This window comes from Vibrio tetraodonis (assembly GCF_003350295.1).
Taxonomy (GTDB): domain Bacteria; phylum Pseudomonadota; class Gammaproteobacteria; order Enterobacterales; family Vibrionaceae; genus Vibrio; species Vibrio tetraodonis.
Map to the genome: position 1 here is coordinate 62,588 of NZ_QLYY01000015.1, position 23,785 is coordinate 86,372.

Genomic DNA, 23,785 nt, shown 5'->3' on the forward strand with positions numbered 1-23,785 from the left:
AAAGTGTGATGAGAAACGCAAGTTATTTAGTTGCAACCTTATGTACCTTCGCCACCTCTGCAAGCTGGGCTGTAATGAATATCCAGCCTGATCCCCTTAATCCAACGGGATACGTTATTAAACGTTCTGATATTGAAAAAGTCGAACAAGCCAAAGCGTCCAGTCCTATGTACCAAGTTTGGTCCCAAGCGCTCAGGACTGCGTCTAATTCGATTGTTGAAGCTATCAGTCCAGGATTAAATAGTAATCCGAGCAACGTTAAGCGTGCAGAACGAGTCTTTCCAAAACAGGAGTGGGATTTTCTCACTCATATGGCAGCACCTGAATACAGCTATACCCGCTTTTTGCGAGCAATAGGGAAGTTTCCTGCATTTTGCGGTCAATATACGGATGATCGGGACTCAGATGCGATTTGTAAGCGCTCTATCATCACGGCATTTGCTCATTTTGCTCAGGAAACTGGCGGGCATATTGCCAAAGATAATACCTCGGATAACCCACTTGGATTAGAAGAATGGCAGCAAGCTTTGGTTCATGTGCGAGAGATGGGGTGGTCTGAGGGTGATATTGGCTACACCACAGGGTGCGGCGAGAATAATTGGCAGAATAAAAAATGGCCGTGTGGTGTGGGGCAAGGGTATTTTGGGCGAGGAGCCAAACAACTATCTTATCACTTTAACTATGGGGCCTTTTCTGAGGTGATGTTTGATGGTGATGCGACAGTGTTACTTAACAACCCCGGCTTAGTCGCAGATTCATGGCTTAACTTGGCTTCCGCTATCTGGTTTTTCCTCACCCCCCAAGCGCCCAAACCTGCCATGTTGCATGTCATTGATGGTACTTGGCAGCCATCTCTGCGAGAGCTGGATGCGGGTATAGGTTATGGTTTTGGCACCACAATCAATATTATTAATGGAGGAATAGAGTGCGGTGCGCAGAATAAAGATAAAGGTCAGCCAGTTAATCGAATAAAGTACTGGAGAGGCCTATCGTCTCACTATCAGATCCCTCTTAGCCCAGATGAAAAAGATACATGCTGGCAGCAAACCCCCTACGGCAGCCTTAATCTTGATGGAGCAGAGGATGTGCTTTACACCAATTGGGATGGTAATTGGAAATACTACCCTGATCGCCCTGAAGGTTATTCATTTGAATGTGACTTGGTGGGATTTCAAACTGCGTATTCGGCACTTGTCGATGGGGATTATGAAAAGTGTGTGACTAACTTCTATCAGTCTCATGCTCAGTGGCCAGAAGTTCGTATTGTTGACCAGCTTGACGACCCCGATTCAAATAAAAGAAATGAATGGAACGCCAATAAGGAATATATGGTAGGTGAGGAAGTCACCTACCAGCAAATTACCTATAAAGCAAAATGGTGGACAAAAGGAGATAGGCCAGATTTAGGTGGGCCTTGGCAAAAGCTATCAGATGGTCCCACAATCCCTAATCCCGATGAATTCATACTTTGGCAAGAAGGCGTTACCCAAGTGAACAATGGTGATAAGGTGACTCATCAGGGAAAATGTTTTATTGCCAAAAATGGACCTGGAGTTTGGGACACCCCTCTTAGCTCAAATTGGTATTGGGATGAAATTCAATGCCCTTAAATTTTAAGGCAGAAAATATAAAGGGGTTAGCGTATTGCTAACCCCTTTTTTTAACCACTGCTTTTTATCTTATTAAATATTGTTAGGTCGAGGGTTGTTCTACTGGCTTAGACTCGACCTCTACTGTAGGTTCCTTACCTGTCTTACGACGGTATTTATCTTCCCAATAATCAGCACCTTTAATGCCAAGCTTGACTGGGTTGAATGTGTATTCGGTGACACCTTGCTTTTGTTGTTCTTCATAATCATGCAACGCTTTCAACGCTGGTTTGGCCATAAAGAAAATAATCAAGATACCGACGATGTTCAGCCATGCCATTAGGCCAACACCTACATCACCCATTGCCCATGCTAAGTTGGCTGTCTTTACTGTACCGTAGAACACAACGGCTATCATCGCCACTTTTAGTATGAACATCAATCCATTAACTTTGATGTGGCGACGGATATAGGCCACATTTGTTTCTGCGATGTAGTAATAAGCAAGAATAGTTGTGAAGGCGAAGAAGAACAGAGCAACAGCAATAAACGGCTTTCCTATACCTGGAAGCGCACTTTCAATTGCCATTTGTGTGAACATTGGGCCATTGGCGGCGATGTCGGCTGCCACGTTTTGCACCAAGAAGCCTTCAGCGCCATGTACATTATACGCACCGGTTATGATGATCATAAATGCAGTTGCAGAGCACACAAGCAGGGTGTCGATATAGATAGAGAATGATTGCACTAAGCCTTGCTGAGCAGGGTGATCAACACTTGCTGCAGCAGCTGCATGAGGCCCTGTTCCTTGGCCGGCTTCATTAGAATATACCCCTCGTTTTACACCCCAACCGATGGCAGCACCTACACCAGCCATTGGAGTAAAGGCATCACCAATGATCATTGCAAAGACTGTAGGGACTTGTTCAATGTTGAGTAAGATGATCACAAACGCTGTGATGATGTACGCGAGTGCCATGAAAGGAACAACGATCTGGGTAAAGTTAGCAATTCGCTTCACGCCGCCGAAAATGATGAATGCAAGAATGACGGAGATGACGGTACCAGTGAAAATCTTCGCAAAACTAAAGGTGCCTATTGCTGTTTCTACCATGCTTCCTGAGCCAAACGCTCCTTCAACGGCATTACCGATACTGTTTGACTGTACGCCTGGTAGTAGAAAGCCACAAGCGAATATAGTAGCGATTGCGAAAACCCAAGCATACCATTTTTGACCCGTAGCTTTTTCTATGTAATAAGCAGGACCACCACGAAACTCGCCGTTATCTTCTTCTTTATAGATTTGAGCTAGGGTTGATTCTGCATAAGCCGTAGCAGCGCCAAAAAACGCAACAACCCACATCCAAAAAACAGCACCAGGTCCGCCAAAGCCAATAGCTGCCGCAACACCTGCGATATTCCCTGTACCGACTCTTCCCGATAATGAAACTGCAAGCGCTTGGAAAGATGAAATTCCTTTAGATGAACTTTTTCCTGAAAGAAGTAGTCGCCACATCTCGCTAAAATGGCGAATTTGGACAAATCGCGTCATGATTGAGTAGAACAATCCTGCTCCCAAGCACAGATAAATTAATGCGGGGCTCCAGATAATTCCATTCAGAAAATCAACTAATGACTGCATAAGTATTTTCCCTGTTTTATTATGATTGGTGGTTTGCGCTCTGGATATTAACCTTTTTGTAACTCCATTGTTAAATTTTTTATGTTCTAAAGTTGGTTTGCGTGAGCTCAGGCACAAAATATGACGCAAACGTTAAACCGTGCGGTGTTAGAGTATTGGGCGTACGGAGGATGCACTTTACAAGATCTGCATGGCTTTTATTGATGCCTATTACTGACTAATTATTGATTTAATGTCATTTTTTAAACAAAATTTAATCTTAAAACCAGTAAAGCTCTTCGTGGTTAAATAGCTTTAAATCATTGGTAATAATGTTTTTATGTTTTTTGAAACATTTAATTAACACCTAGGTGTTGGTTAAATATGGGCATATTCATTTATATCAGTTGTATATCGATGCATGCTTAGCTGTGCGTACTGTTTTATCGATGGCTGAGTAATGATCTGGGTAAGTATGTCGGCAGAGCCGCAAGCCATTGTCCAGCCCAAGGTGCCATGACCTGTATTCGTGTAAAGATTTTTAACTGGGGTTTCTCCTATGATAGGTGTGCCGTCTGGTGTCATAGGTCGAAGCCCTGTCCAATATTCAGCTTTTGAGAGATCCGTACCATGAGGAAATAAGTTAGAGACCACATGGTTTAACGTTGAGAGTCGTTTACTGGAGAGGGAGGAGTCAAAGCCAGCAAGTTCAGCCGTACCCGCGACACGTATGCGGTTATTAAACCGAGTGACCGCCACTTTGTAGCTTTCATCCATAATGGTTGAGTTAGGTGCATGAGCTTCATTTATGATGGGCAAGGTGAGTGAATAGCCCTTTACGGGGTAGATGGGAAGAACTATACCAACTTGTTTTAAAAAATGCTTTGAGTAACTGCCTAGCGCAACGACAAATTTGTCTGCGGTGAATCGGCCTTTGGAGGTTTCGATATTATCGATTTGTTGCCCCTTCAGATTTAGCTGATGGATTTCTGTATCAAATACAAAACTCACACCCGCTTTTTGAGCCAGTGCCTGAAGCTGTTGGCAGAATAAATGACAGTCACCTGTTTGATCGTCAGGAAGGTATAAACCTCCAGCCAGTTTTCCTTGCATGTTAGTCAGTCCAGGCTCTTGTTTCAGGCATTCTGCACTGTCTAATAATTGATAACGTGTACCACTCTCGTCCAGCAGCGAGATGTCCTTTTCCACTGCCTTGAGCTGCTTTTGAGAGCGAAATAGTTGTAAGGTACCTTTACTTCTCCCTTGGTAGTTTATTTGATACTTGTTGTTTAACTCTTTTAAACACTCTTTGCTGTGTAGTGAGATTTTGAGCATGCGCGATTTATTAATGCGATATCGTTCTATCTTGCATTGGTGGAGCATCTTGGTTGACCAGTTGAATAAATCTGGGTCAAGGCTGGGTTTTATTTTTAAAGGCGCGTGTTTTTCCATCAGCCATTTTAATGCTTTGAGTGGTATACCAGGTGCGGCCCAAGGAGAGGAGTAGCCGTAAGAAATTTGCCCTGCATTGGCAAAACTGGTTTCCTGCGCCGAGCGAGATTGCCTATCTATTACAGTCACATCACATCCTGATTGCTGCAAATACCACGCGCTGGTTAGGCCTATTACACCACTACCTAGAACAATGACTTTCACCGTGATCTTCTCCTTTTTATCAACTTTATCTTACTCTGAACGATTTACATTTGGTTAACAATCGAGAAGAATTAACACTACCTTTTAAAAAAACTAAAACCTAAGTATGAAATCATCTTTATTGAGTGGTGTTCATCTTGTGAGTATTCTCGCTCAGCATCAAAGCTTATCGAGTGCAGCAAGCAAGTTAAACATCACGACTGGTGCTGTGAGTCAGCAGCTGCAATTGGTTGAAGAGCGGCTTGGCTTTCAGGTGTTTGAACGTCATGCCCGAGGTATTCGTTTGACTGACCTTGGGCGTAAGCTTTTAGATTCAATTAATCCACATTTAACTGCTATTGAAGAAGCGATTGAGCAAGCAATTAAAGCGGTAAGTCGTAAACCCATCAGGCTTAAACTGACACCTTCTCTTGCTTATAAGTGGCTCGTGCCACGTTTGGATGACTTTCAGCAATCCCACCCAAATATACAGGTGCAAATATTTGCCGAAGGAGCGTTGGTCAATAGTAGCAGCCGTGATTTTGATATCGCGATAGATTATGGACCAATACCTTATAAATTTGATGGTGCTGAGCTATTGATGGAAGAATGCCTTATTCCTGTGATGAGTCCAGATTATTTCAGAAAAGTATGTAATACGCTGAACACTAGTACTCAATTGGTGTGGGAAAATGTCACCTTGCTCCACGATGCCATGCCTTGGCAAAGCGCTTTGAAAGAGCAAGAGTGGTTATATTGGGCCGAAAAGCATCAACTTGAGCTGGATGTGGGTCAAGGACATTTCTTTAATAGAACCGATATGGCCATGGCGGCTGCAGAGGCTGGTGTGGGAGTCGCTCTTGCTCGCAAAGCCCTGTTAAATGATGAAATAAAGCAGCAAAAATTGGTTGCTCCCTTACCTGCCATTAATGCTAATGCTGGGTATTTCATTATTACTCACTGTGAAGCACCAGAGACGCAACTTTTTAAAAGTTGGTTGAAACAACAAGTGGTTATGGAATAGTGGACAAATATCATTTGCCAGAGTCTAACTCACCACTACAATTAGTATTATCAATAAGGATGCATTTACTGAGGTGCTTACAGGGCAGTTTATATGGAATCGACTCAAGGCCAATGCAGCTATCAAAATCCTGATGGCTGGTGCTGCGATCAACCGTGTGGGGAGTCCGGTCTATGTTACTGGCATGATCCCAAAGTCGATAAAAGCAAAGACGATGTAAAAGACAAGGTTGAAAAGTGGGCTGCAGAAGGTAAACCTTTAGACGGATTTCAGTTGGCAAGAACAAACCTAGTAGACGTTAATCTAGTTAACAGAGGCAATAAAGATGGTTATTCGTGCCGTGACGTAGATTTCTATCGTGCCGATTTAACCGACGCTCACTTTTTTGGTCTCGATTTACGGGGATCATCTTTGATGAAAACTAAGATGGTCGGAGCAAACCTTCATTGCGCTAGGTTAGATAATTGCAACTTGTTGGGTGCTGATCTTGATAGAGCTAAGCTAGAAAATGTCAATTGGGGTCGCTCCATAAAGCAAGAAGAGCAAGTGAGAGAGGCACGCAAAGCTCGCCGATACGATAAAGTTGGGCCTTTGTATCAAGAAGCGGAAGAAGTGTGTCGTAACATACGTAAACAATGTGAAACGCAGGGGCTATTTGAGATTGCAGGTGACTTTTTTAAGCGCGAAATGCGATTTAGACGCTACCAAATGCCAAGGTTAAGTGCTAGGCGAGTTGTATCCAAGACCGTTGACTTGTTTTGTGGTTATGGGGAAGACCCGATGAGGGTGGTCGGGTTTTCTATCTTTTTGATTTTAGTTTGTGCTTTAGCCTATTTTTTCCTCGATACAACAAGTGCACATCCAATATACGAAGAGCTTAGCGGCTGGCAGTTTTATTTGTTTGAGTTTCTTAATTCGATATATTTTAGTGTAGTGACTTTCACAACACTTGGCTATGGAGATATTTCACCGGTAGGCTTTGCAAGGTTTATTGCGGCATTTGAAGCCTTTCTTGGCAGCTTTACTATGGCGTTATTTGTGGTGGTGTTTGTTAAAAAAATGACTCGCTAGTTTTCGTTTTAACAAGGATGTTTGGCAGCACATACACAGGTCTGCGTTTTTAACTTGCTAATTAAAAAGCAGATTTATGTCACTGGTGAAAGTTTTTCAAGCGAGGCTTATACTTTGAGAAGAAATGAATATCTCTTCATAGTGTGAGCGAGGCAGGAGCTTGCGACGATATTGATGGAATATTCTAGTATTTATAGTGATAGATGAGATAGTTTACTTCTACTTCACTTATTTGCGGGGTAAATGGTGGAGTAGCACAATGAAGGTAGTTACGTGGGCTTGAGATGACCCAACGTACATGTAATTGATACCGAGAATGAGTAAAACCCATTATGAGCACTTCAAGCAGTACAATTCTTACAGAAAGTGGCACAAATGAACTCGAGATCATTGAGTTTCATTTGGAAAAACAGATGCCAGATGGCTCGAAAAAAACCTGTTATTACGGCATTAACGTGGCCAAAGTGCGCGAAGTTATTCAAGTTCCTGAGACATCGGATTATCCAAATGCTCAGCCGCACATGATAGGGGTATTTTCATCCCGAGATATACTCACTCCTCTGGTCGATTTGGCAGGCTGGCTCGGTGTGCCAACCAGTAAAGAAATTGACAAGAAGTTTGTGATTGTCACTGACTTCAACCGTATGACCAATGGATTCCTGATCGACAGCATCAGTCGCATCCACAGGATTTCTTGGAACGATGTTGAATCCCCCAGTCAGTTCTTAGAAGCCGGTGAGCAGGATTGCGTTGTCGCGGTAGTGCGCAAAGATAAGAACCTTATCATGATCCTCGACTTTGAAAAGATCATCGCAGATATCAACCCTGAACTGAGTATGGAAAAATACGATGTTACCATGGATAAGAGTGTTGATCTCAACCAAAAAATGGTCACCAAGCGTAATGCGAAAACCATTATGGTTGTGGACGATTCTGCTTTCATTCGAAATCTCATTCTAGACACATTGAGCTCAGCAGGTTACAACACCATTGCTTGTAAAGATGGTGGTGAAGCGCACGACAAGTTAACAGAACTTGCTGAAACTGCAAAAAAAGAAGATGTTCCTGTCAGTGAACTTGTTGATGCGGTAGTCAGTGATGTTGAGATGCCGCGTATGGATGGTATGCACTTAGTGAAGAGATTACGTGAATCGGATGTTTACAAAGAAATGCCGATTGTCATGTTCTCGTCATTAATGAGTGATGATAACCGAGAAAAAGCCTTGGCTTTGGGTGCCAATGACACCCTAACCAAACCTGAAATTGGCCGTATGGTGGCCCTGATGGATCAGTTTATTTTAAAGTAACGGCTTTGTTGCTATGCGACTTTTCTGCTTCGAGCTGGGCAACTTCTCTGTCCAGCTCGTTTATTTTGGTTGACATTAACTGGTGGCAATGCAGTGCGAGCTTGCGAGCATCTTCCAATTTGTAATTGGACACATCAATAGGTTCTAGCATCTCGGCAATCACAATGCCGTTGTTTCTTCGGTTAAGGTTAATCTTATTGTGCGTTGTGCTGACACACATTGGCGTAATAGGCACGCCCGCTTCAATGGCCATTCTGAACGCGCCTGTTTTAAACGGCAATAACCCCCGGCCTTTACTACGAGTTCCTTCTGGGTAGACCCAAACCGATAAATCTCTTCGATGTATGGCTTCAGCGACTTGTTTGATGGTATCTCTCGCTTGAGACTTGTTCTCTCTGTTGATAAGGATATTTCCAGTTATCCAATACAGCTGGCCAAAGAAAGGCAACCAAAGCAGATCTTTTTTACCAAGAGAAACGGTTCTTGGCCTTAACATTCCAGGGTCTGTGACAAAATCATAGATGCTTTGGTGATTGGAGATATACACGCTTTTCTCTGGCGTTGGTGCATTCTCAAGCCCTCTATGAATGAGCTTTACGCCAACAATTCTTTGTAGCTGATTAAACCAGCGACAGAAAAAATATACATGCTTTGGATTTCTTGGGCTAAACAAGCAATAGACCAAGGCAAATAGTGTCGTAAAGACAATAAATACAGCAGCCAGAATCAGGCGAATAATAGCAAGCAAATGACTTTCCTCATCGAATATAAACGCCGCACACTGACAGTCTCTATCGGGCAGCTATCGCTTAGTCTCTATTTAACCACATTAGGGTATTTCTAAGCGAGTTTGTTTTAAACATGGCCTTTGTAAGGCAAAAGTAGAGCTGTGATTTGGTTTGTTTTTGAGAAACTTAGTGACTCATTTATGGAATAAAAGCTCGACTTATTGTTGTCATTATCCACTTTTTGTTGATTTATGTCTCACTTTTTTTGATATTGAATGTTTTGATGTTAACTAATTCAGTTGTTTTATAGATTGCTTAGAGTTTTATGGCTCTCATATTTTATAAAGTGTTGGTTGTTTTGTGAGCGTCCTATATAGCTAGGAATCTCCTGATATGTTCATAAACGGACTATTCAAGAGAGTAAAACAATAAATATAGCTCAAAAGGATCAGAGCATATGCACAACATGATAAATAAAAACAAAGGAATGTGTTTCCTTTCATCAATGACAGTGGCAATGGCAGGCTTTACATTTAATGCAGCAGCAGAAGTGTCGGAGCTTAATCAGGCTAATCTTCCAACAAAATACATCGTCAAGTTTAAAGATAATCCCCCTTCACCGATGCGAATGGCGGTTTCTCCCCGCGCTGCTGCTCAGTCTAATCAAGTGGTACTTGAGCAAGCTAGCGCACGAGAAATCGAAACATTGAGTGGCCCTTCGATGTTTAGTGTGGAAATGGATCAACAGCAAGTCGCTAAGTTAGAAAAGCATAAGCAAGTTGATTATGTTGAGGTCGACCCACCTCGTTATTTGTTCAGTGAAACCATACCTTGGGGATATACTGCGGTAAATGCTCAGGTGTTGAGCGATGAGAATGCAGGCAATCGAACCATATGCATTATCGATTCTGGCTACGATATGACGCATCACGATCTTAGTGGCAACCGAGTCAGCGGCACCGATGATAGTGGTACAGGATCTTGGAAATACCCGGGGACAGGTAATGCGCATGGAACTCACGTAGCTGGCATCATTGCCGCAATGGCCAATGGTGAGGGAGTGAAAGGCATACTTCCCAACCAAAATGTGAATCTTCATATTGTTAAAGTCTTTAATGAGTCTGGTTGGGGCTATTCATCAAGCTTTATGAAAGCGGTTCAAACCTGCGCTGACAATGGCGCGAACGTGGTGAACATGAGTTTAGGAGGCAGTATTGCCAGCCGAACAGAGCGTGATGTTCTGCAATCTCTGTATGATGATGGCGTGCTTTTGATTGCAGCGTCTGGCAATGGCGGCAATATCGCTCACAGCTACCCAGCATCTTACGATTCGGTGATGTCGATTGCGGCAGTGGACAATCAAAATCATCATGCCGCATTTTCACAAGCTACCGATCAAGTTGATATATCGGCGCCAGGCGTTGCTATCTTATCGACAGTTACCATGGGTGAGGGCGTGCTTGCCGACATTCATTCGAGTGATGGTCACTATTTTGAGCGAGGCGTTGTGCCTCATAACCGTAAGGTACATAGAGTTCCAGCCAATCTGCTTGACCCATACAGACCCGATCCTATTGAAGGCAGTGTCACCGCGCCTCTTGCACTGTGTGATGTGTCCTCTGGCAGCTACGATTGTGGTGATATGTCTGACAAAATATGTCTTACCGAGCGCATTGTTAACCAAAGCCCTGACGTAAGGCCTGAGATTGAGCCAGTTAAAGCTTGTTATCAGGCTGGCGCCAAAGCGGCGATTGTGTTCAGTAACAAAGCGCTTTCTGGGCTGCAAAATCCCTTTTTACTCGACGATGATGATGAGTATCGTTTGGTGTCAGTGACTGTCGATCGCCAACTTGGGTTAGAGCTGGCAGAAAAAGTGGGTGAGAATGTGACGCTCAAAGTCACTAGAGGTGAGGATTACCAGTACTACAATGGCACCTCTATGGCAGCGCCTCATGTTTCAGGTATCGCAGGCTTGGTATGGAGTTATCACCCGCAATGTTCGGCTCAGCAAGTGCGACGAGCGCTTACGGCCACAGCGACCGATCTTGAAGCCCAAGGTAGAGATAACCTAACCGGCTATGGATTAGTGAATGCACAAGCCGCAAAGGAGTATTTGGATATAGGTTGTAGCGGCCCTGATGCTGGAGATAAAGTGCTGGTTAATGGCGTCGCTAAGCAGGAATTATTTGGAGAGAGTAAATCCAGCGAAATATACACCTTTGACGTTCCAGAGAATGCAACAGAGGTAACTTTTGAGCTTAGTGGTGGCACGGGCGATGTGGATATGTATGTGCGTCGCAGCGGTATACCCACAAAAAGCAGTAATGATTGTAAATCAATTGAAGAAGGTAATAGCGAGGCTTGCTCTTTGGATGTGAGAGAAGCTGGCACATACCAAGTACTTATATACGGCTACAAGGCGTATCAAGGGGTGACTTTGCTCGCCACTCATAATGGGCAAGACTCGACCGACACGACGCCCACATACTATAGCAATGAAGACGCCATCGATATTCCAGATCAAAGTGAATCGGGCGTCAGCAGTGAGATTGATGTCGAGCGTGCGGGCGATGCGGGTTTAGTGTCTATCGAGGTTGATATCAGCCATGGTTATATTGGTGATTTGCAGCTCACGTTAGAATCTCCCTCTGGTCAAGAGGTTGTGTTACACAGTAAAACTGGAGGCGCGCTTGAAGCAATTAAAGAGACGTATCAAAAAGACTTTACTGGCTCAGATTCACAAGGGATCTGGAAGCTAAAAGCGGTCGATAATTCTTCTTGGCATACTGGGAAGATTAACCGCTGGGCCATATCTTTTGATACTTTTCCTTCAGAATAAGGAGAGAATATGAGAAATAGGATGGTCACAATACGCACCATAGGTTGTGTTCTCATCTCGCTTTGTCTGCCAGTGGTGACACTGGCAGCAGGCCAAGATCCAATGATGAAAGACAGCCAATTGGCAAAGATGGAAAGCGAGCCGTCTAGGTTTTACGTCAAATATCACCAAGGAAAGCAGCAGCCAGTTCGAGAGCTTTTGCAAACCAAACAGTTAGAAGTGCTCGATTCCATCGAGGATCTCCAAGTATTAGTGGTAGCAGGGCCTGAAGATAAACTTAAACAGCTTGAAGCCAATGATTTGATCGATTATGTCGAGCCAGAACCGACTCGGCAGCTGTATTCGCAGTAGGTTTGGGCTGGTTTTATTGTAAATCTCTTCATATGCGTATTGAGTTACATAATTATCCCCGAATGGGGATATTTTCCATTTTATCCCTACTAGGGGATATTTGTCCTAAACCCCATTAGTAAATAAATACTCATTAAATTGTGAGTAAGGATTTTGTGAGTAATATATTGCTCATTTACCCATCCTCACCATCCATTAATAGCGATTTTAACGCATCGGAAGAAGAAGGGAGTAGTCCGACTTTTAAGCCAAATAGTTTGAATACCTTGTTGAGAATCTCTGTATTATAGCTGCCCCGATCATTCTCTATATCTGAGAGTGTTTTTCTTGAGACATCGACAAGCCTTGCGAACACATCCTGTTTGAGCCCCAGTATATTAATGCGTAAACTTTTCAGCGCTTGACCCTGTGTTAGCTCTCCAAGCAATAAGTGTTTGATGATTTTGTTTGCCTCGGTTTTGCGTTCTGCTGCACTTACTGCTTTGGCGTTTTTTGAGGCTTTCGATCTAGTCAGAGTATAAAGTTGTGATCGTTCGTTAGTCGAATGAGTTGCATTCGTCCCAGTCTTGGGCTGATGTTGATTTCGGTTTGCTCTTAGACGAGCCACCGTATCTTGTACTGACTCCTTATTGCTTGGCTTGTTCATAGCAGTCCCCATTTAGTGAGCTTTTCTGATATACGATTAAGTCCAACGGCTGGCATCTCCAAGATTTGTTCTGGAACTCCTCGTAATGCTAGTCTCTGCTTTAAGTCGATGCATTTACTTGCCGTTACCTGTAGCTCTTGTAATAACACTTCTTTTGGTACGAGATCAGATAAGGTGTCCGCAATTTTGACGAAGTCATAAGTTCCGCCAACCTCTAGTGGGGCTTTCCATTTTGTTGTTCTTGGAATGCCTTCAGGATCAGCTTTCATTGGTGCGAAATCGTAAACGGGAGCAAGCTTTATGACTCCATCACCTTTTAAGAATGAAGTGTTTCTGCCGTGGTTATCACTATTACCAAACAAGATGTTGAGTAGATCTCTCTTCACCCATTCAATGACGAAAGCTTGGGTATCAAAGATATACCCTTGGTGTTTAACCATATTGCTTTCAGTAATTTTTTCTATAAGAGTTTGGATTGTTGTTTCGTGATCAAGAGTGACCCCTGCGCCTTTGCTCAAAATGGAATACACAGATTCCATACCAATTCTCTCTATTTGTTGATCAATAACTTGAACATCAAATCGAGGAAGCCATAAAGAAGGGTAGTTTACTCCTTCCTCCAAGCGCATACCGTCGGTGGATATCGTTTCAACGCCCATTTCAGTTAGCTCGTGGTAGAAGTAGAACTCAGCTCTTAGAATATTACAGTCGATGGTGCTTCTTGAGCCTCTAGGGTACTTTACTAAGTAATGTAAGTCGTGGTTGTTATTGTCATCTTGGTACGGATCAATCCATATTTTTTCGCTGCTAGAGCTATGATCGAAACCACATCGGAGGATTAGTTTTGGCGCTTCACCTCCAGCCCCAGTTGCACCACCTGCGGCTGCTCCTCTTTGTTGTGCGTAGTCGAGAAAATCACCTGCTCGATTTTTAACATCATCAACAGAGAAATAGAGGTTGTCTGCTACTTCGTAGCGCTCAGGAAGAGAGTCTTTTATTCTTAAGTTACCAATAGGCGACATTGTGCCAAACTTGAGTAAAACATAGTCTTGCTCATCTGAACTAAGGTCCTCAATATCTAGGTGCTTGACCCAGTACCGTCTGCTAGCGCCGCTAGGCATAATATCGTCTAGAAACGTTAACCATCCGGGTTTACCCATATCATCAAAAAAGAACGAGATAGGATAGTTTAGTGAAACAGCGTGGAAGTCATCTTTATCATGATGTTCTAGTGCATAGTCGCTGAGGTAGTTGAGTTCAGTCACTCGGAAATTATGTTGGCGACTTTTAGGAAATGAGATGATACCAATATCTATCCATTCACCTTTGATAAAAGCTTGTACGGTTAGTTCTTCCATCGACAACACCTCTACTTATCAATGAGTAAAATTTTACTCGTAAATTGCTTTTTTTTCAAGTAATGAGTAATTATTTACTCATTTTTGGTTTGGGAGATACTTTGTGCGTAAATAATTACTCATAGGCTGTAAGCCAAATTTGTTGATGAACAGAATGGATGGAAATAGCTCGAAAAAGCTGGCCTGACTTATTGCAACAACTTCCGATGGAAGCTGAGCATAAATCAGCACTTAAGAAGCATTGGCAACAATTAAGCAGCTATTTTAAGCTTTTAAAAGGGTAATAAGTCACCGCTCTTTGTGTGACAAATAAGATGTAAACAAAGTGCTTAAGTAAAGCCATTTAGTGTTAGTGGAATGGTGATGAGGGATAGTAGCAGCCAAGGAGTTAGGAATAGCTGGGGTTATGTTGTATAGGTTACTTGATGTGTAATGTTGGTATAATACCCTTAGTATTAAACACTAGGGATAGTTCAATGCTAGACAAGTGGTTTGTTGAAAAGCTCAAGAGTGTACTTGAAGTACCAAAGCTCCAATCAGTACCAAGAAGTGGCAGTGAGGGAGCTGAGGTAGATTGTTACTCTGTTCGTATCAAGCAGGGCGATGTTAATTATATTGGGGAGAGGGTTGAAGGTAATTCTCTGTATGCACTAGCGTGGGTAGAAGGAGACCAAGAATTTAATGAACCAGTAGAGCCAAGTCTTGGTGGGTTAAGTACCTTTGAGTTTGAGGTTAGGCATTTCCATGGTTTGGTTGACCATATTTACTGCACTAAACGAGAGTTTTTGTGGTATGAATGCACAGGCTATTACAAGTTAGTATCGCTCTATGTGCTAGCTAAGTACTGTGTCCATAAGTTCTTCCATAGCAAGAAGCCACTGAAGAGACCAAATAGAATTAAAGTACTTGAAACAGTTGATAGAATGACAGAAGACAATCCACACAAAGAGTTATCAGCCAGAGCTGTTAGCAATGACTTGTACGGAAATATGTCCATTTTTAATAATAAGTCTAAAGTCAGGGTGGATAGAATCCAGCGTATACTTGAGTCGCTTGTAGAATCTGGAGAATTAAGAGCTAAAAATAGCTTTACTTTTACAGCGAAAGGTAAACTACTGGTTACTCTTGAACACCTAAAGGAAGAAAAAGCTAGACAAGACAGGGCGGATAGCAATGCAAGATGGATGGCTATTTTGACTTTAATCCTTGCTATAGCTGCACTCCTTCAGTCAGGGTTAGTGAGAACTACATACTTCTCTAATATTGATTGGTTTATGGAATTGCTTTTTGATGGGATTCAGATAACTAAAGAGCGGATAAAAGATGTGGTACTTTAGTGTGCATCTATACAAAAACAGCGCATTACCAAAAAAGCGTTAACTAATTGATAATACGCTGTTTCCAAACGTTTGGTGGAGCTGGCGGGAGTTGAACCCGCGTCCAAAAACCATTCATCTTCGGTACTACATGCTTAGTCGATCTTTAATTTCGCCACCCACCTGCGAACCGACACGCGAATGAATGACTAGCCTGAATTAAATTTCGCCGTTCATCTCTCAGGCGGGAGAATCCGGGCTAGCGCGTTTGGGTTTGATCCCTCGTTATTCCCCGTCTTACGTGCGGAAGCTAGGGCGAGAGAGGTCAGCTAGTGGTTTAGACTAGAATTACGCCGCTAGGCGTACTGAACCGTTAAAGTCGTCGTTTGCGACTATTTTTTTGCGGCTTTTTACGTGGCCAACCGCCCCACGGCATGCACCTTAGACTGCAAAATTCCTGTCGAATCCTAAATCAGCCCCAGAGTGTTCTTCGCATAGTACCAGAAACAGGCGTACTGTCTAGCGCTATGCGTTTAAGTGGTTAAGATTAGCGCAGTGAGCTCTTCATCACTCGAGCTTTCTGGCGCTGCCAATCTTTGTCTTTCAGATCGTCTCGTTTGTCGTGAAGCTTTTTACCCTTAGCCACACCGATTTTGATCTTCACCCAAGAGCGTGACCAGTAGAGCGAGAGCGCTGTTAATGTCATGCCTTCGCGATTGATGCGTCCTAGTAAATTATCCAGTTCGCGACGACTCATAAGAAGTTTTCGCACACGTGTCGGATTGGCGACAACATGCGTCGATGCCTGATTAAGAGGAGTGATTGTCATGCCACTCACAAAGGCTTCACCGTCACGCATAAATACGTAACTTTCAGAAATATTGGCTTTACCTTGGCGAAGGGCTTTCACTTCCCACCCTTGTAGCTCCATGCCAGCTTCGATTTCATCTTCAATGAAATACTCGTGACGAGCTTTTTTGTTGAGCGCGATGGTATTGCTACCCGCTTTTTGTTTTGATTTTTTCTTTGCCATAATGGAGCCATTATACGGTCAGGCGCTAAGATAAGAAATCCCTTTATTTGCGCTAAGGGCAAAAATAAAAGTAAAATTGATATATGCCAGCTGTTTTGGCATGTATGACGAGGAATCTATATGAAGCAAGTCAGTCGTTCGGCTTTGGTGTCATTTAGCGCACAGCAGATGTTTGACCTAGTCAATGATGTGGCCAGTTACCCAGAATTTCTGCCAGGATGTTCTGGGTCTAAGGTCATCGAGTCGAGTTTATCTACAATGGTAGCTTCTGTTAATGTTTCAAAAGCGGGAATAAGTAAAACCTTTACCACTTCAAATCAGTTGGTTCCGGGCGAAGCGATTTTAATGAGCCTTGTTGATGGGCCATTTAAAACCCTTAAAGGGGGCTGGTTTTTCACCGCTTTGGATGAAAAAGCATGTAAAGTCGAACTCAAACTGGAGTTTGAATTTTCAAGTAAGATGGTTGAATTAGCGTTTGGTAAAGTCTTTAGTGAGTTGACCAATAATATGGTGAATGCATTTACCCAGCGCGCAAAACAGGTGTATTCGTTCTATGAGTATTGAGTCTGAAATGATCCATGTGGAAGTGGTTTATGCCTTGCCACACGAGCAGCGTGTCTACACCTTGGTAGTTAACCGCGCGATGACGGTTGAAGAGATTATTCGCCAGTCTGGGGTATTAGAGCAATATCCTGAAGTGGATTTGTCGGTGAATAAAGTTGGTGTGTTTAGTCGTAATGTTAAGCTTGACGCGACGGTAAGAGACAAAGATCGAATAGAGATTTATCGTCCTCTTCTTGCGGACCCGAAAGATATTCGCCGTAAGAGAGCAGAGCAAGCCAAACAAGCAGGTAATGCCGATCCCGTCACGGGTGGAAAACAAAACCCACTGAGAAAAGAAAGCGCACCTGAATCATAACTATTTTGTGCTTAGCGAAATTAGCCAATTAATCTTATTTAAGGTAAAAGGGTTGAAGTTTATACTTCAACCCTTTTATTTTCAGAGTCATTTAAATGATGAGCTTAATGTATTTGCTCAAAGAAGTCTGAGCTTGGCGGAAAGTCACCGTCAATATTGACCAGTTTACCTTCATCGTTAAAGCGAGCGATAAGATTCTTTTGCACCGAATCTTGGTGGCCTTCGGTCTGATGATCAATGTAGTACCAAGTATTTGGATAACCATTTTCAATGAGCATAGGCGAGCCTAACACAAAGCGAACTTGCTCTTTGGTCATGCCAAATTTCAATTTATCAACGGCTTTTTGCTCTACATAGTTACCTTGATTGATATCAATCCGGTATACAAGCTTCTCTAGTAAAGAACAGCCTGTTAACAGTGTCATTGAGAGTGGAAGCGCAATAACAAGCCACTTTTTTATTTGCATATGTATCAATTCTTGTAACGGAAATTTCTTTAATTGGGCTGATAATAAACAAGCTGAGCGCTAAAGTAAAAAGCTCATCTCGTTTTGAACTGTTTCAGACCGTGATTTTTGAATTAAGTTGCAAACTCGTTCCAAATTTCCATAGCACCGTTACCTTGAGTGGGGATCTTAAGCTGCTATCAGAAGCTCTTTCGCATTGGCAATGGTTGATTCGGTTATCTCACTACCACCGAGTAATCGGGCGAGCTCTGAGACTCTTTGCTCGTTATCCAGTGCGCGCATTTGTGTCTCCGTTTTACCTGCTTTGGTCTGCTTAGCAACAAAGAGTTGCTGGTGGCCACAGCCTGCTACTTGCGGTAAATGAGTTACACAGAGAACTTGAGTTGATTCTCCTAACTTGCGCAGCATTTTGCCAACCACGGCCGCTGTTGGGCCGCTGATCCCTACATCCACTTCGTCAAAAATCAGGCTTGGAGTATCGACTTTTTGCGCGGTAATGACTTGTATGGCAAGTGATATGCGTGATAACTCTCCGCCTGATGCGACTTTGGCAATCGGCTCAAGGGATTGACCAGGGTTGGTTGATACCATGAAACATACAGTATTGATGCCAAGCGGCGAGGGATGTGTATTTTGTTTATCAACTTGGATACAAAACTGCGCTTTTTCCATGCTTAGCTCATGCATGCTTGTGGTAATTAGCTTGTTGAGCTCTTTGGCGTAGCGGCAGCGAGACTTACTGAGCTTTTCTGCGCTTTTAACAAAGCCTTGATAAGCTTCTTCAACATCTTGGTGCAATTCATCCAGCTTTTCATCAGAGCAATCAAGGTCAGCGATTTGGTTTAGTAAATCTTGATGATGCTGATAGAGCTCACTCGGTAGAACATGGTGCTTACGTGCCATTGACATGACTTTTGAAAAACGCTCCTCGACGTAATTCATTCGCGCTGTATCCACATCAATGTTATCCATGTAGCTACGCAGCTCTCGGTTCGCTTCTTCAATCTGAATAATAGCTTCTGAGAGCATATCAGGAAGTTGAGTAAGCGTATTATCTAGCTCGGCCAGCTGAACTAAGGAGTGGTTGGCTGATTGGAGAATACCAAGCGCATTAACTTCTTCACCTTCGTATATAAGTTCGATGGCCTGTTGGCAAATGTTGGCCAACTCTCCGCTGTTGGATAATCGCTTGTGTTCTTGTTCGAGTTGTTCATATTCACCCTCGTCAAGAGAGAGCTCATTAAGCTCTTTGATTTGATACTCAAGGAGTTGTTTTTGCGCTAAGTTAGCTGCGCTATTTTCTTTGAGCCGTTTTAAATGATTATCTGCTTGGCGCCAAATTTGGTAAGCATTACGAGTATTTTTTAATAGATTTCCGTGCCCAGCATATTGGTCTAGCATTGCCATCTGATGATCAGCTTTCATTAATTGATGATGAGCATGTTGGCCATGAATGTTGATGAGTAATTGCCCGAGACTTTTAAGTTGTGACAAAGGAACAGGGCTGCCATTAATAAAAGCCCTTGAGCGGCCCTCTTTACTGATGACTCTGCGCAAGATACAGTCGTTACCATCAAGTAAGTCATTATCTTCAAGCCAGCGCGTTGCATTAATATTATCTTCTAGGGTAAAGGCTGCGCTGACTTCGGTTTTTTCTTCTCCTTGTCTCACCATACTGGCATCTGCTCTACCGCCTAAACATAAGCCAAGCGCATCAATAGCAATCGATTTACCTGCACCGGTTTCGCCAGTGATGGTTGTCATGCCTTTAGAAAGTTCAAGCTGTAACGACTTAACAATGGCAAAGTTATTAACACTTAAATGAGCCAGCATCTTTCACACCTGTTTGAATTACCAATACTGTATAAAGAAACAGTATATACTGTTTCTTTATACAGTAAAGAGGAGTAAATCAAATTATTTTCGTTTTGTCATTATCAGGACCATTGTTGTTGCCTATGTTATTAATAGGTGGTTTTGATTTCACGAGCTGATGGCGCAGGCGTTATAGTCGGTGAAGTTTATATCAATAGCCTATGAGCAAAGTCGCTTTGCCTTACACAAATAAGAAAATGGGAGAATACCTCATGTATAAAACACAACTTGCTGCGCTGATGATGATGTTTTCGGCTACTGCTTTGGCCAATACCACTGACGTAGAAATGATCGATCTCAATTCAGGCAAATCCGTCGGTAGTGTTTCACTTGAACAAACAGCTTACGGAACGGTTTTTACGCCCAATTTGAGCAACTTGCCAGCAGGCTTACATGGATTTCATATTCACGCTAACGCTTCATGTGACAGCATTAGTAAAGATGGCAAGACAGTGTTAGGCGGCGCAGCTGGTGGTCACTACGATCCTAAACAAACCGGTAAGCATGGCACGCCTTGGACTGACGATAATCACCTTGGCGATTTGCCAGCGCTCTATGTTGACAGTAAAGGTATGGCAACTCAGCCAGTGTTAGCTCCACGAGTACAACTGACTGATGTAAAAAATCGTGCGCTTATGATTCACGCGGGCGGCGATAACCATTCTGATCATCCAGCACCTCTTGGTGGTGGTGGCGCCAGAATTGTGTGTGGTGTGATTAAATAACGATTATTTGCAACCAAGGTTAGTGAATATACTAACCTTGGTCGTTTATCCGATGAGCCCTCTAAAACAATCGGCTTGACCAACCTAGTTTGTTTCTCAGTACATGATAATAGCTGTAATCTTTCGGATGGATTAAATTTAACGTATTGGGACTTTGATAAATATGAATTTCATCGCCCGGTGATACAGGTAGAGAGACTTGCCCGTCGCAGCTTACTTCTTGAGTTCCTCTGTTTTCCGGTGACACCACAAGTCTGATTCGGCGTTTACTATCAACAACCAAAGGCCGACTGGAAAGCGTATGTGGAAACATTGGCACCAGAGAAATAGCATTGAGGCTTGGAGAAAGAATCGGTCCTCCACCAGATAGAGAATAAGCGGTCGAACCTGTTGGAGTCGACACTATCAATCCATCCGCACGTAAAGAGAAAGCAAAGCTCTTATCTATATACACTTCAAATTCAATCATATGGGCGACTTGCCCAGGGTGAAGTACGGCTTCATTTAATGCTGCATTGTGACTTTTTACTTGGCCGTGGCGATGTACTTCCGCTTCAAGTAAAAAGCGTTCTTCAACAATAAACTCACCGTCTAAGACATTTTTCAATGTGTCTTGGAAATCTTCAGGGTTGAGGTCGGTTAAAAAACCTAGGCTGCCACGATTAACCCCAATAACTGAAATTTTAAATCGAGATAGCACTCTTGCCGCCCCCAACATATTGCCGTCACCACCAACGACAATCGCCAGATCAGCCGCTTTACCCAGCTCAATCAGACTTGAAAAGTCTTCTCGTGGTATATCGCTGAGAATATCGGCGAGTCGGTCGTCAATAAAAACCTTATATCCTTCGGATTTGAGCCAGTTATATAAGTCTCTATGAGTTTGAATTGCTTGCTGATTTCTGGGTTTACCAATGATGGCGATCACTTCAAAAGGCTTTTTCATAGGTTTTCCGCACTAAATAGGCTTGATTCGACAATCTTCATCCCCATAATAATGGCAAGTTAGCTATTTATGCGAATTTTTATGTGTCTAAAGAGTGATAAACGTGATGCTTTAGATACAGATGGAACTAGATTCTGGAGATATCATGAGCAACGAAGAAAACAAAATTAACCAAGATGAACTACAGCAGCAAGATACGGTGCAAGATATTGAAGCCGAAGTTGTAGGTAGTGAAGCTGATATCGAATGGAACGAAGAGACAGAAAACCTTGAGCAAGATTCAAAGGTTGCGCAACTTGAAGCGGCTCTGCTCTCTAGTGAAGCTAAGCTAAAGGAGCAGCAAGATTCTGTACTGCGTGCTAAAGCTGAAGTTGAAAATATGCGTCGTCGTACTGAAACGGAAATTGACAAAGCCCGCAAATATGCGTTAAACAAGTTTGCTGAAGAATTACTTCCTGTTATCGATAACCTAGAGCGTGCTATTCAATCAGCAGATGCTGAAAATGAAGCGGTTAAACCAATTATCGAAGGTGTTGAGCTAACTCATAAAACCTTTGTTGATGCTGTGGGCAAATTTGGCTTGAAGGAAATCAACCCTGAAGGTGAGACATTCAACCCTGAAATGCACCAAGCCATGTCGATTCAAGAAAGCCCAGACCATGAGTCAAACACGGTTATGTTTGTGATGCAAAAAGGCTACGAGCTGAATGGTCGAGTCATTCGTCCGGCCATGGTGATGGTGTCTAAATAACAACCAATGTTTATATTTGTTAGTTTAAAGAGAGGCTTATGCCTCTCTTTTTTTATCGCGTTAGATTATTGGCAAGGTAAGCATCGAATGTATTGATTTATTGAATTATTTCTCGGTAGCTAATGGTAAGAGAATAAATTTCCTATTGGATATATGTAACATTAGCGTAAACAACGACTTTATTTTGTTACCTTTGTGTGTATTATGTGCGACTTCCGTCACTTTAATGGTCGGATTAAATTATAAAACCATAAAATACATACACAACATCTCGGAGATGCATGATGGACAAATCTCTATCGAGCAAAATTTTTGTAGGCTTATTTGCAGGCCTACTGATAGGTACTGCAATCCAGTACCTGTTTAACGGAGTCGCTATTTTTGATACATATCTACTCGGCGCAGCGGAAGGTGCAGGGGGGATGTTTGTATCATTGATCAAACTTCTTGTCGTTCCTCTCGTATACGTATCTATCGTATGTGGTATCGTTGATTTAAAAGACATTACTGCCTTTGGCCGTCTAGGTGGTAAAACTTTTGCACTCTATATTATCAACACCATTATCGCGATTGCGGCAGCATTGACGGTAGGTCTACTTGTCCAGCCTGGTGCGGATGCTAATTTAGCGGGTACAATCTCAGAGTCGGTTAAACTGACAACAACTGAGACGCCAGATATTTTCTCTCTCGTTGTTAATATTGTTCCTAGCAACCCTGTTCAAGCATTTGCCAACGGTGACATGCTGCAAATCATTTTTATGGCGATTCTGACTGGTCTTGCAATCCAAGCTTTGGATTCACGAGGTGGCCCAGCCATTCGCACTTTTAAGCTAGCCAATGAGATCATGATGAAATTGGTTGGCTTGGTGATGAGCCTTGCGCCGTATGGTGTTTTTGCGCTTATGATCCAACTAGGTGCAACGCTGGATGCACATACTCTAGCATCGGTAGCGAGTTATGTGGCGTTAGTGATTGCCATGCTGGTATTCTGGATCTTTGTGTTCTATCCAGTGGCGGTAGGCATTGCAACAGGCACGTCTCCTAAGACTTTCCTTCGTGCAACTCGTGAGCAAATTCTGTTTTCACTATCAACAGCAAGCTCGAATGCGACTATCCCTGTCACAATGAGAACCTTGACCGAGAAACTAAAAGTATCGGAATCGGTTGCAGGTTTTGGTGTGCCACTTGGCGCTACCATGAATATGTCTGGCGTGTCGATTTACATTGCGCTCGCGACTATTTTCGTTGCTAACGCTTTTGGTCAACCAATTAATACCGCAGATGTCTTTACCCTTGGTTTGACTATTCTTCTTTTGTCTATCGGTGCTGGTGGCGTTCCTGGTGGTGGCGTGGTTATGGTTGGTGTTTTGCTGCACCAATTGGGGTTACCACCAGAAGGTTTAGCCATTATTGCGGCGGTAGACCGTATTAATGACATGTTCTGTACTTCTTCAAATGTTGTTGGCGACACAGCGGTGAATACCATTGTTGCTAAAACAGAAGGTGAAATCGGTAAACAAGAGCAGGAAGTAAAAACCGCGCAAGCGAATGTTTAAAGCTTGATCTGTTTATACCTGTATTGAA

The 23,785-nt window shown here is 42.9% G+C and carries 21 protein-coding genes and 1 other RNA gene; 12 read left to right on the top strand and 10 right to left on the bottom strand.

What is annotated here, in order from left to right; genetic code table 11:
- Nucleotides 1-8 precede the first annotated feature (8 nt).
- Nucleotides 9-1,610, top strand: a complete 1,602-nt coding sequence (locus tag DPF90_RS11515; RefSeq protein ID WP_114786492.1) for a chitinase — start codon at nucleotides 9-11, stop codon at nucleotides 1,608-1,610.
- Between the two features lie 82 nt (nucleotides 1,611-1,692).
- Here the strand turns inward: DPF90_RS11515 and DPF90_RS11520 are convergent, their stop codons facing one another.
- Both DPF90_RS11520 and DPF90_RS11525 read right to left on the bottom strand, forming a co-directional pair.
- Nucleotides 1,693-3,231, bottom strand: a complete 1,539-nt coding sequence (locus DPF90_RS11520) for an alanine/glycine:cation symporter family protein (protein WP_114786493.1) — start codon at nucleotides 3,229-3,231, stop codon at nucleotides 1,693-1,695.
- Nucleotides 3,232-3,588: 357 nt separating this feature from the next.
- Nucleotides 3,589-4,866, bottom strand: coding sequence for a D-amino acid dehydrogenase (locus tag DPF90_RS11525; protein ID WP_114786494.1), 1,278 nt, complete (start codon nucleotides 4,864-4,866; stop codon nucleotides 3,589-3,591).
- Nucleotides 4,867-4,972: 106 nt separating this feature from the next.
- On the opposite strand from DPF90_RS11525, the gene DPF90_RS11530 reads away from it, so the two are divergent.
- The 3 genes from DPF90_RS11530 to DPF90_RS11540 all read left to right on the top strand — a co-directional run bounded on the left by DPF90_RS11530 (nucleotide 4,973) and on the right by DPF90_RS11540 (nucleotide 8,247).
- Nucleotides 4,973-5,869 (top strand): LysR substrate-binding domain-containing protein, encoded by an 897-nt coding sequence (locus DPF90_RS11530; protein ID WP_114786495.1) that lies wholly within the window; start codon nucleotides 4,973-4,975, stop codon nucleotides 5,867-5,869.
- 93 nt (nucleotides 5,870-5,962) lie between these two features.
- Complete coding sequence (locus tag DPF90_RS11535) at nucleotides 5,963-6,940, top strand: ion channel (protein WP_114786496.1); 978 nt, start codon at nucleotides 5,963-5,965, stop codon at nucleotides 6,938-6,940.
- 332 nt (nucleotides 6,941-7,272) lie between these two features.
- Nucleotides 7,273-8,247 (top strand): chemotaxis protein CheV, encoded by a 975-nt coding sequence (locus DPF90_RS11540; protein WP_114786497.1) that lies wholly within the window; start codon nucleotides 7,273-7,275, stop codon nucleotides 8,245-8,247.
- Here the strand turns inward: DPF90_RS11540 and DPF90_RS11545 are convergent.
- Nucleotides 8,234-8,995, bottom strand: a complete 762-nt coding sequence (locus DPF90_RS11545; protein WP_114786498.1) for a 1-acylglycerol-3-phosphate O-acyltransferase — start codon at nucleotides 8,993-8,995, stop codon at nucleotides 8,234-8,236. The genes DPF90_RS11540 and DPF90_RS11545 overlap by 14 nt on opposite strands.
- A gap of 437 nt (nucleotides 8,996-9,432) precedes the next feature.
- Here DPF90_RS11545 and DPF90_RS11550 point away from each other — a divergent pair, with 437 nt between their 5' ends.
- Together DPF90_RS11550 and DPF90_RS11555 are read left to right on the top strand one after the other, a co-directional pair.
- Nucleotides 9,433-11,814, top strand: coding sequence for a S8 family serine peptidase (locus DPF90_RS11550; RefSeq protein ID WP_114786499.1), 2,382 nt, complete (start codon nucleotides 9,433-9,435; stop codon nucleotides 11,812-11,814).
- 9 nt (nucleotides 11,815-11,823) lie between these two features.
- Complete coding sequence (locus DPF90_RS11555) at nucleotides 11,824-12,165, top strand: ATPase (RefSeq protein ID WP_114786500.1); 342 nt, start codon at nucleotides 11,824-11,826, stop codon at nucleotides 12,163-12,165.
- A gap of 175 nt (nucleotides 12,166-12,340) precedes the next feature.
- On the opposite strand, the gene DPF90_RS11560 is transcribed toward DPF90_RS11555, so the two are convergent.
- Both DPF90_RS11560 and DPF90_RS11565 read right to left on the bottom strand, forming a co-directional pair.
- Nucleotides 12,341-12,823, bottom strand: coding sequence for a helix-turn-helix transcriptional regulator (locus tag DPF90_RS11560; protein ID WP_114786501.1), 483 nt, complete (start codon nucleotides 12,821-12,823; stop codon nucleotides 12,341-12,343).
- Nucleotides 12,808-14,169, bottom strand: coding sequence for a type II toxin-antitoxin system HipA family toxin (locus tag DPF90_RS11565; protein ID WP_162814024.1), 1,362 nt, complete (start codon nucleotides 14,167-14,169; stop codon nucleotides 12,808-12,810). The genes DPF90_RS11560 and DPF90_RS11565 overlap by 16 nt, the downstream gene beginning before the upstream one ends.
- 476 nt (nucleotides 14,170-14,645) lie before the next feature.
- Here DPF90_RS11565 and DPF90_RS11570 point away from each other — a divergent pair, with 476 nt between their 5' ends.
- Nucleotides 14,646-15,506, top strand: a complete 861-nt coding sequence (locus DPF90_RS11570; protein WP_114786503.1) for a hypothetical protein — start codon at nucleotides 14,646-14,648, stop codon at nucleotides 15,504-15,506.
- A 73-nt stretch (nucleotides 15,507-15,579) separates the two neighbouring features.
- Here the strand turns inward: DPF90_RS11570 and ssrA are convergent.
- Nucleotides 15,580-15,965: a transfer-messenger RNA gene (ssrA, locus tag DPF90_RS11575) on the bottom strand.
- Nucleotides 15,966-16,032: 67 nt separating this feature from the next.
- A complete protein-coding gene (gene smpB, locus DPF90_RS11580) occupies nucleotides 16,033-16,518 on the bottom strand; it encodes an SsrA-binding protein SmpB (protein ID WP_114786504.1) in 486 nt (161 codons plus the stop codon).
- 120 nt (nucleotides 16,519-16,638) lie between these two features.
- Between smpB and DPF90_RS11585 the strand changes: the two genes are divergently transcribed.
- Together DPF90_RS11585 and DPF90_RS11590 are read left to right on the top strand one after the other, a co-directional pair.
- Complete coding sequence (locus DPF90_RS11585) at nucleotides 16,639-17,082, top strand: SRPBCC family protein (protein ID WP_114786505.1); 444 nt, start codon at nucleotides 16,639-16,641, stop codon at nucleotides 17,080-17,082.
- The gene (locus DPF90_RS11590; protein WP_114786506.1) at nucleotides 17,072-17,437 is read left to right on the top strand and encodes an RnfH family protein; all 366 of its coding nucleotides are present in this window, start codon (nucleotides 17,072-17,074) and stop codon (nucleotides 17,435-17,437) included. The genes DPF90_RS11585 and DPF90_RS11590 overlap by 11 nt, the downstream gene beginning before the upstream one ends.
- A 104-nt stretch (nucleotides 17,438-17,541) precedes the next feature.
- Here the strand turns inward: DPF90_RS11590 and bamE are convergent, their stop codons facing one another.
- Nucleotides 17,542-17,904 carry an outer membrane protein assembly factor BamE gene (gene bamE / locus DPF90_RS11595; RefSeq protein WP_114786507.1) on the bottom strand — a complete coding sequence of 121 codons (363 nt, stop codon included), beginning with the start codon at nucleotides 17,902-17,904 and terminating at the stop codon, nucleotides 17,542-17,544.
- Nucleotides 17,905-18,072: 168 nt separating this feature from the next.
- Nucleotides 18,073-19,737 (bottom strand): DNA repair protein RecN, encoded by a 1,665-nt coding sequence (gene recN / locus DPF90_RS11600; RefSeq protein ID WP_114786508.1) that lies wholly within the window; start codon nucleotides 19,735-19,737, stop codon nucleotides 18,073-18,075.
- A 254-nt stretch (nucleotides 19,738-19,991) separates the two neighbouring features.
- On the opposite strand from recN, the gene sodC reads away from it, so the two are divergent.
- Nucleotides 19,992-20,504: a superoxide dismutase family protein gene (gene sodC, locus DPF90_RS11605; protein WP_114786589.1), complete on the top strand. Its 513-nt coding sequence runs from the start codon at nucleotides 19,992-19,994 to the stop codon at nucleotides 20,502-20,504.
- Between the two features lie 61 nt (nucleotides 20,505-20,565).
- Here the strand turns inward: sodC and nadK are convergent, their stop codons facing one another.
- Nucleotides 20,566-21,450 carry an NAD(+) kinase gene (gene nadK / locus DPF90_RS11610; protein ID WP_114786509.1) on the bottom strand — a complete coding sequence of 295 codons (885 nt, stop codon included), beginning with the start codon at nucleotides 21,448-21,450 and terminating at the stop codon, nucleotides 20,566-20,568.
- Between the two features lie 145 nt (nucleotides 21,451-21,595).
- Here nadK and grpE point away from each other — a divergent pair, with 145 nt between their 5' ends.
- Together grpE and DPF90_RS11620 are read left to right on the top strand one after the other, a co-directional pair.
- Nucleotides 21,596-22,201: a nucleotide exchange factor GrpE gene (grpE, locus tag DPF90_RS11615; RefSeq protein ID WP_114786590.1), complete on the top strand. Its 606-nt coding sequence runs from the start codon at nucleotides 21,596-21,598 to the stop codon at nucleotides 22,199-22,201.
- Nucleotides 22,202-22,485: 284 nt separating this feature from the next.
- Nucleotides 22,486-23,757 (top strand): dicarboxylate/amino acid:cation symporter, encoded by a 1,272-nt coding sequence (locus DPF90_RS11620; RefSeq protein ID WP_114786510.1) that lies wholly within the window; start codon nucleotides 22,486-22,488, stop codon nucleotides 23,755-23,757.
- The last annotated feature ends 28 nt before the right edge of the window (nucleotides 23,758-23,785 follow it).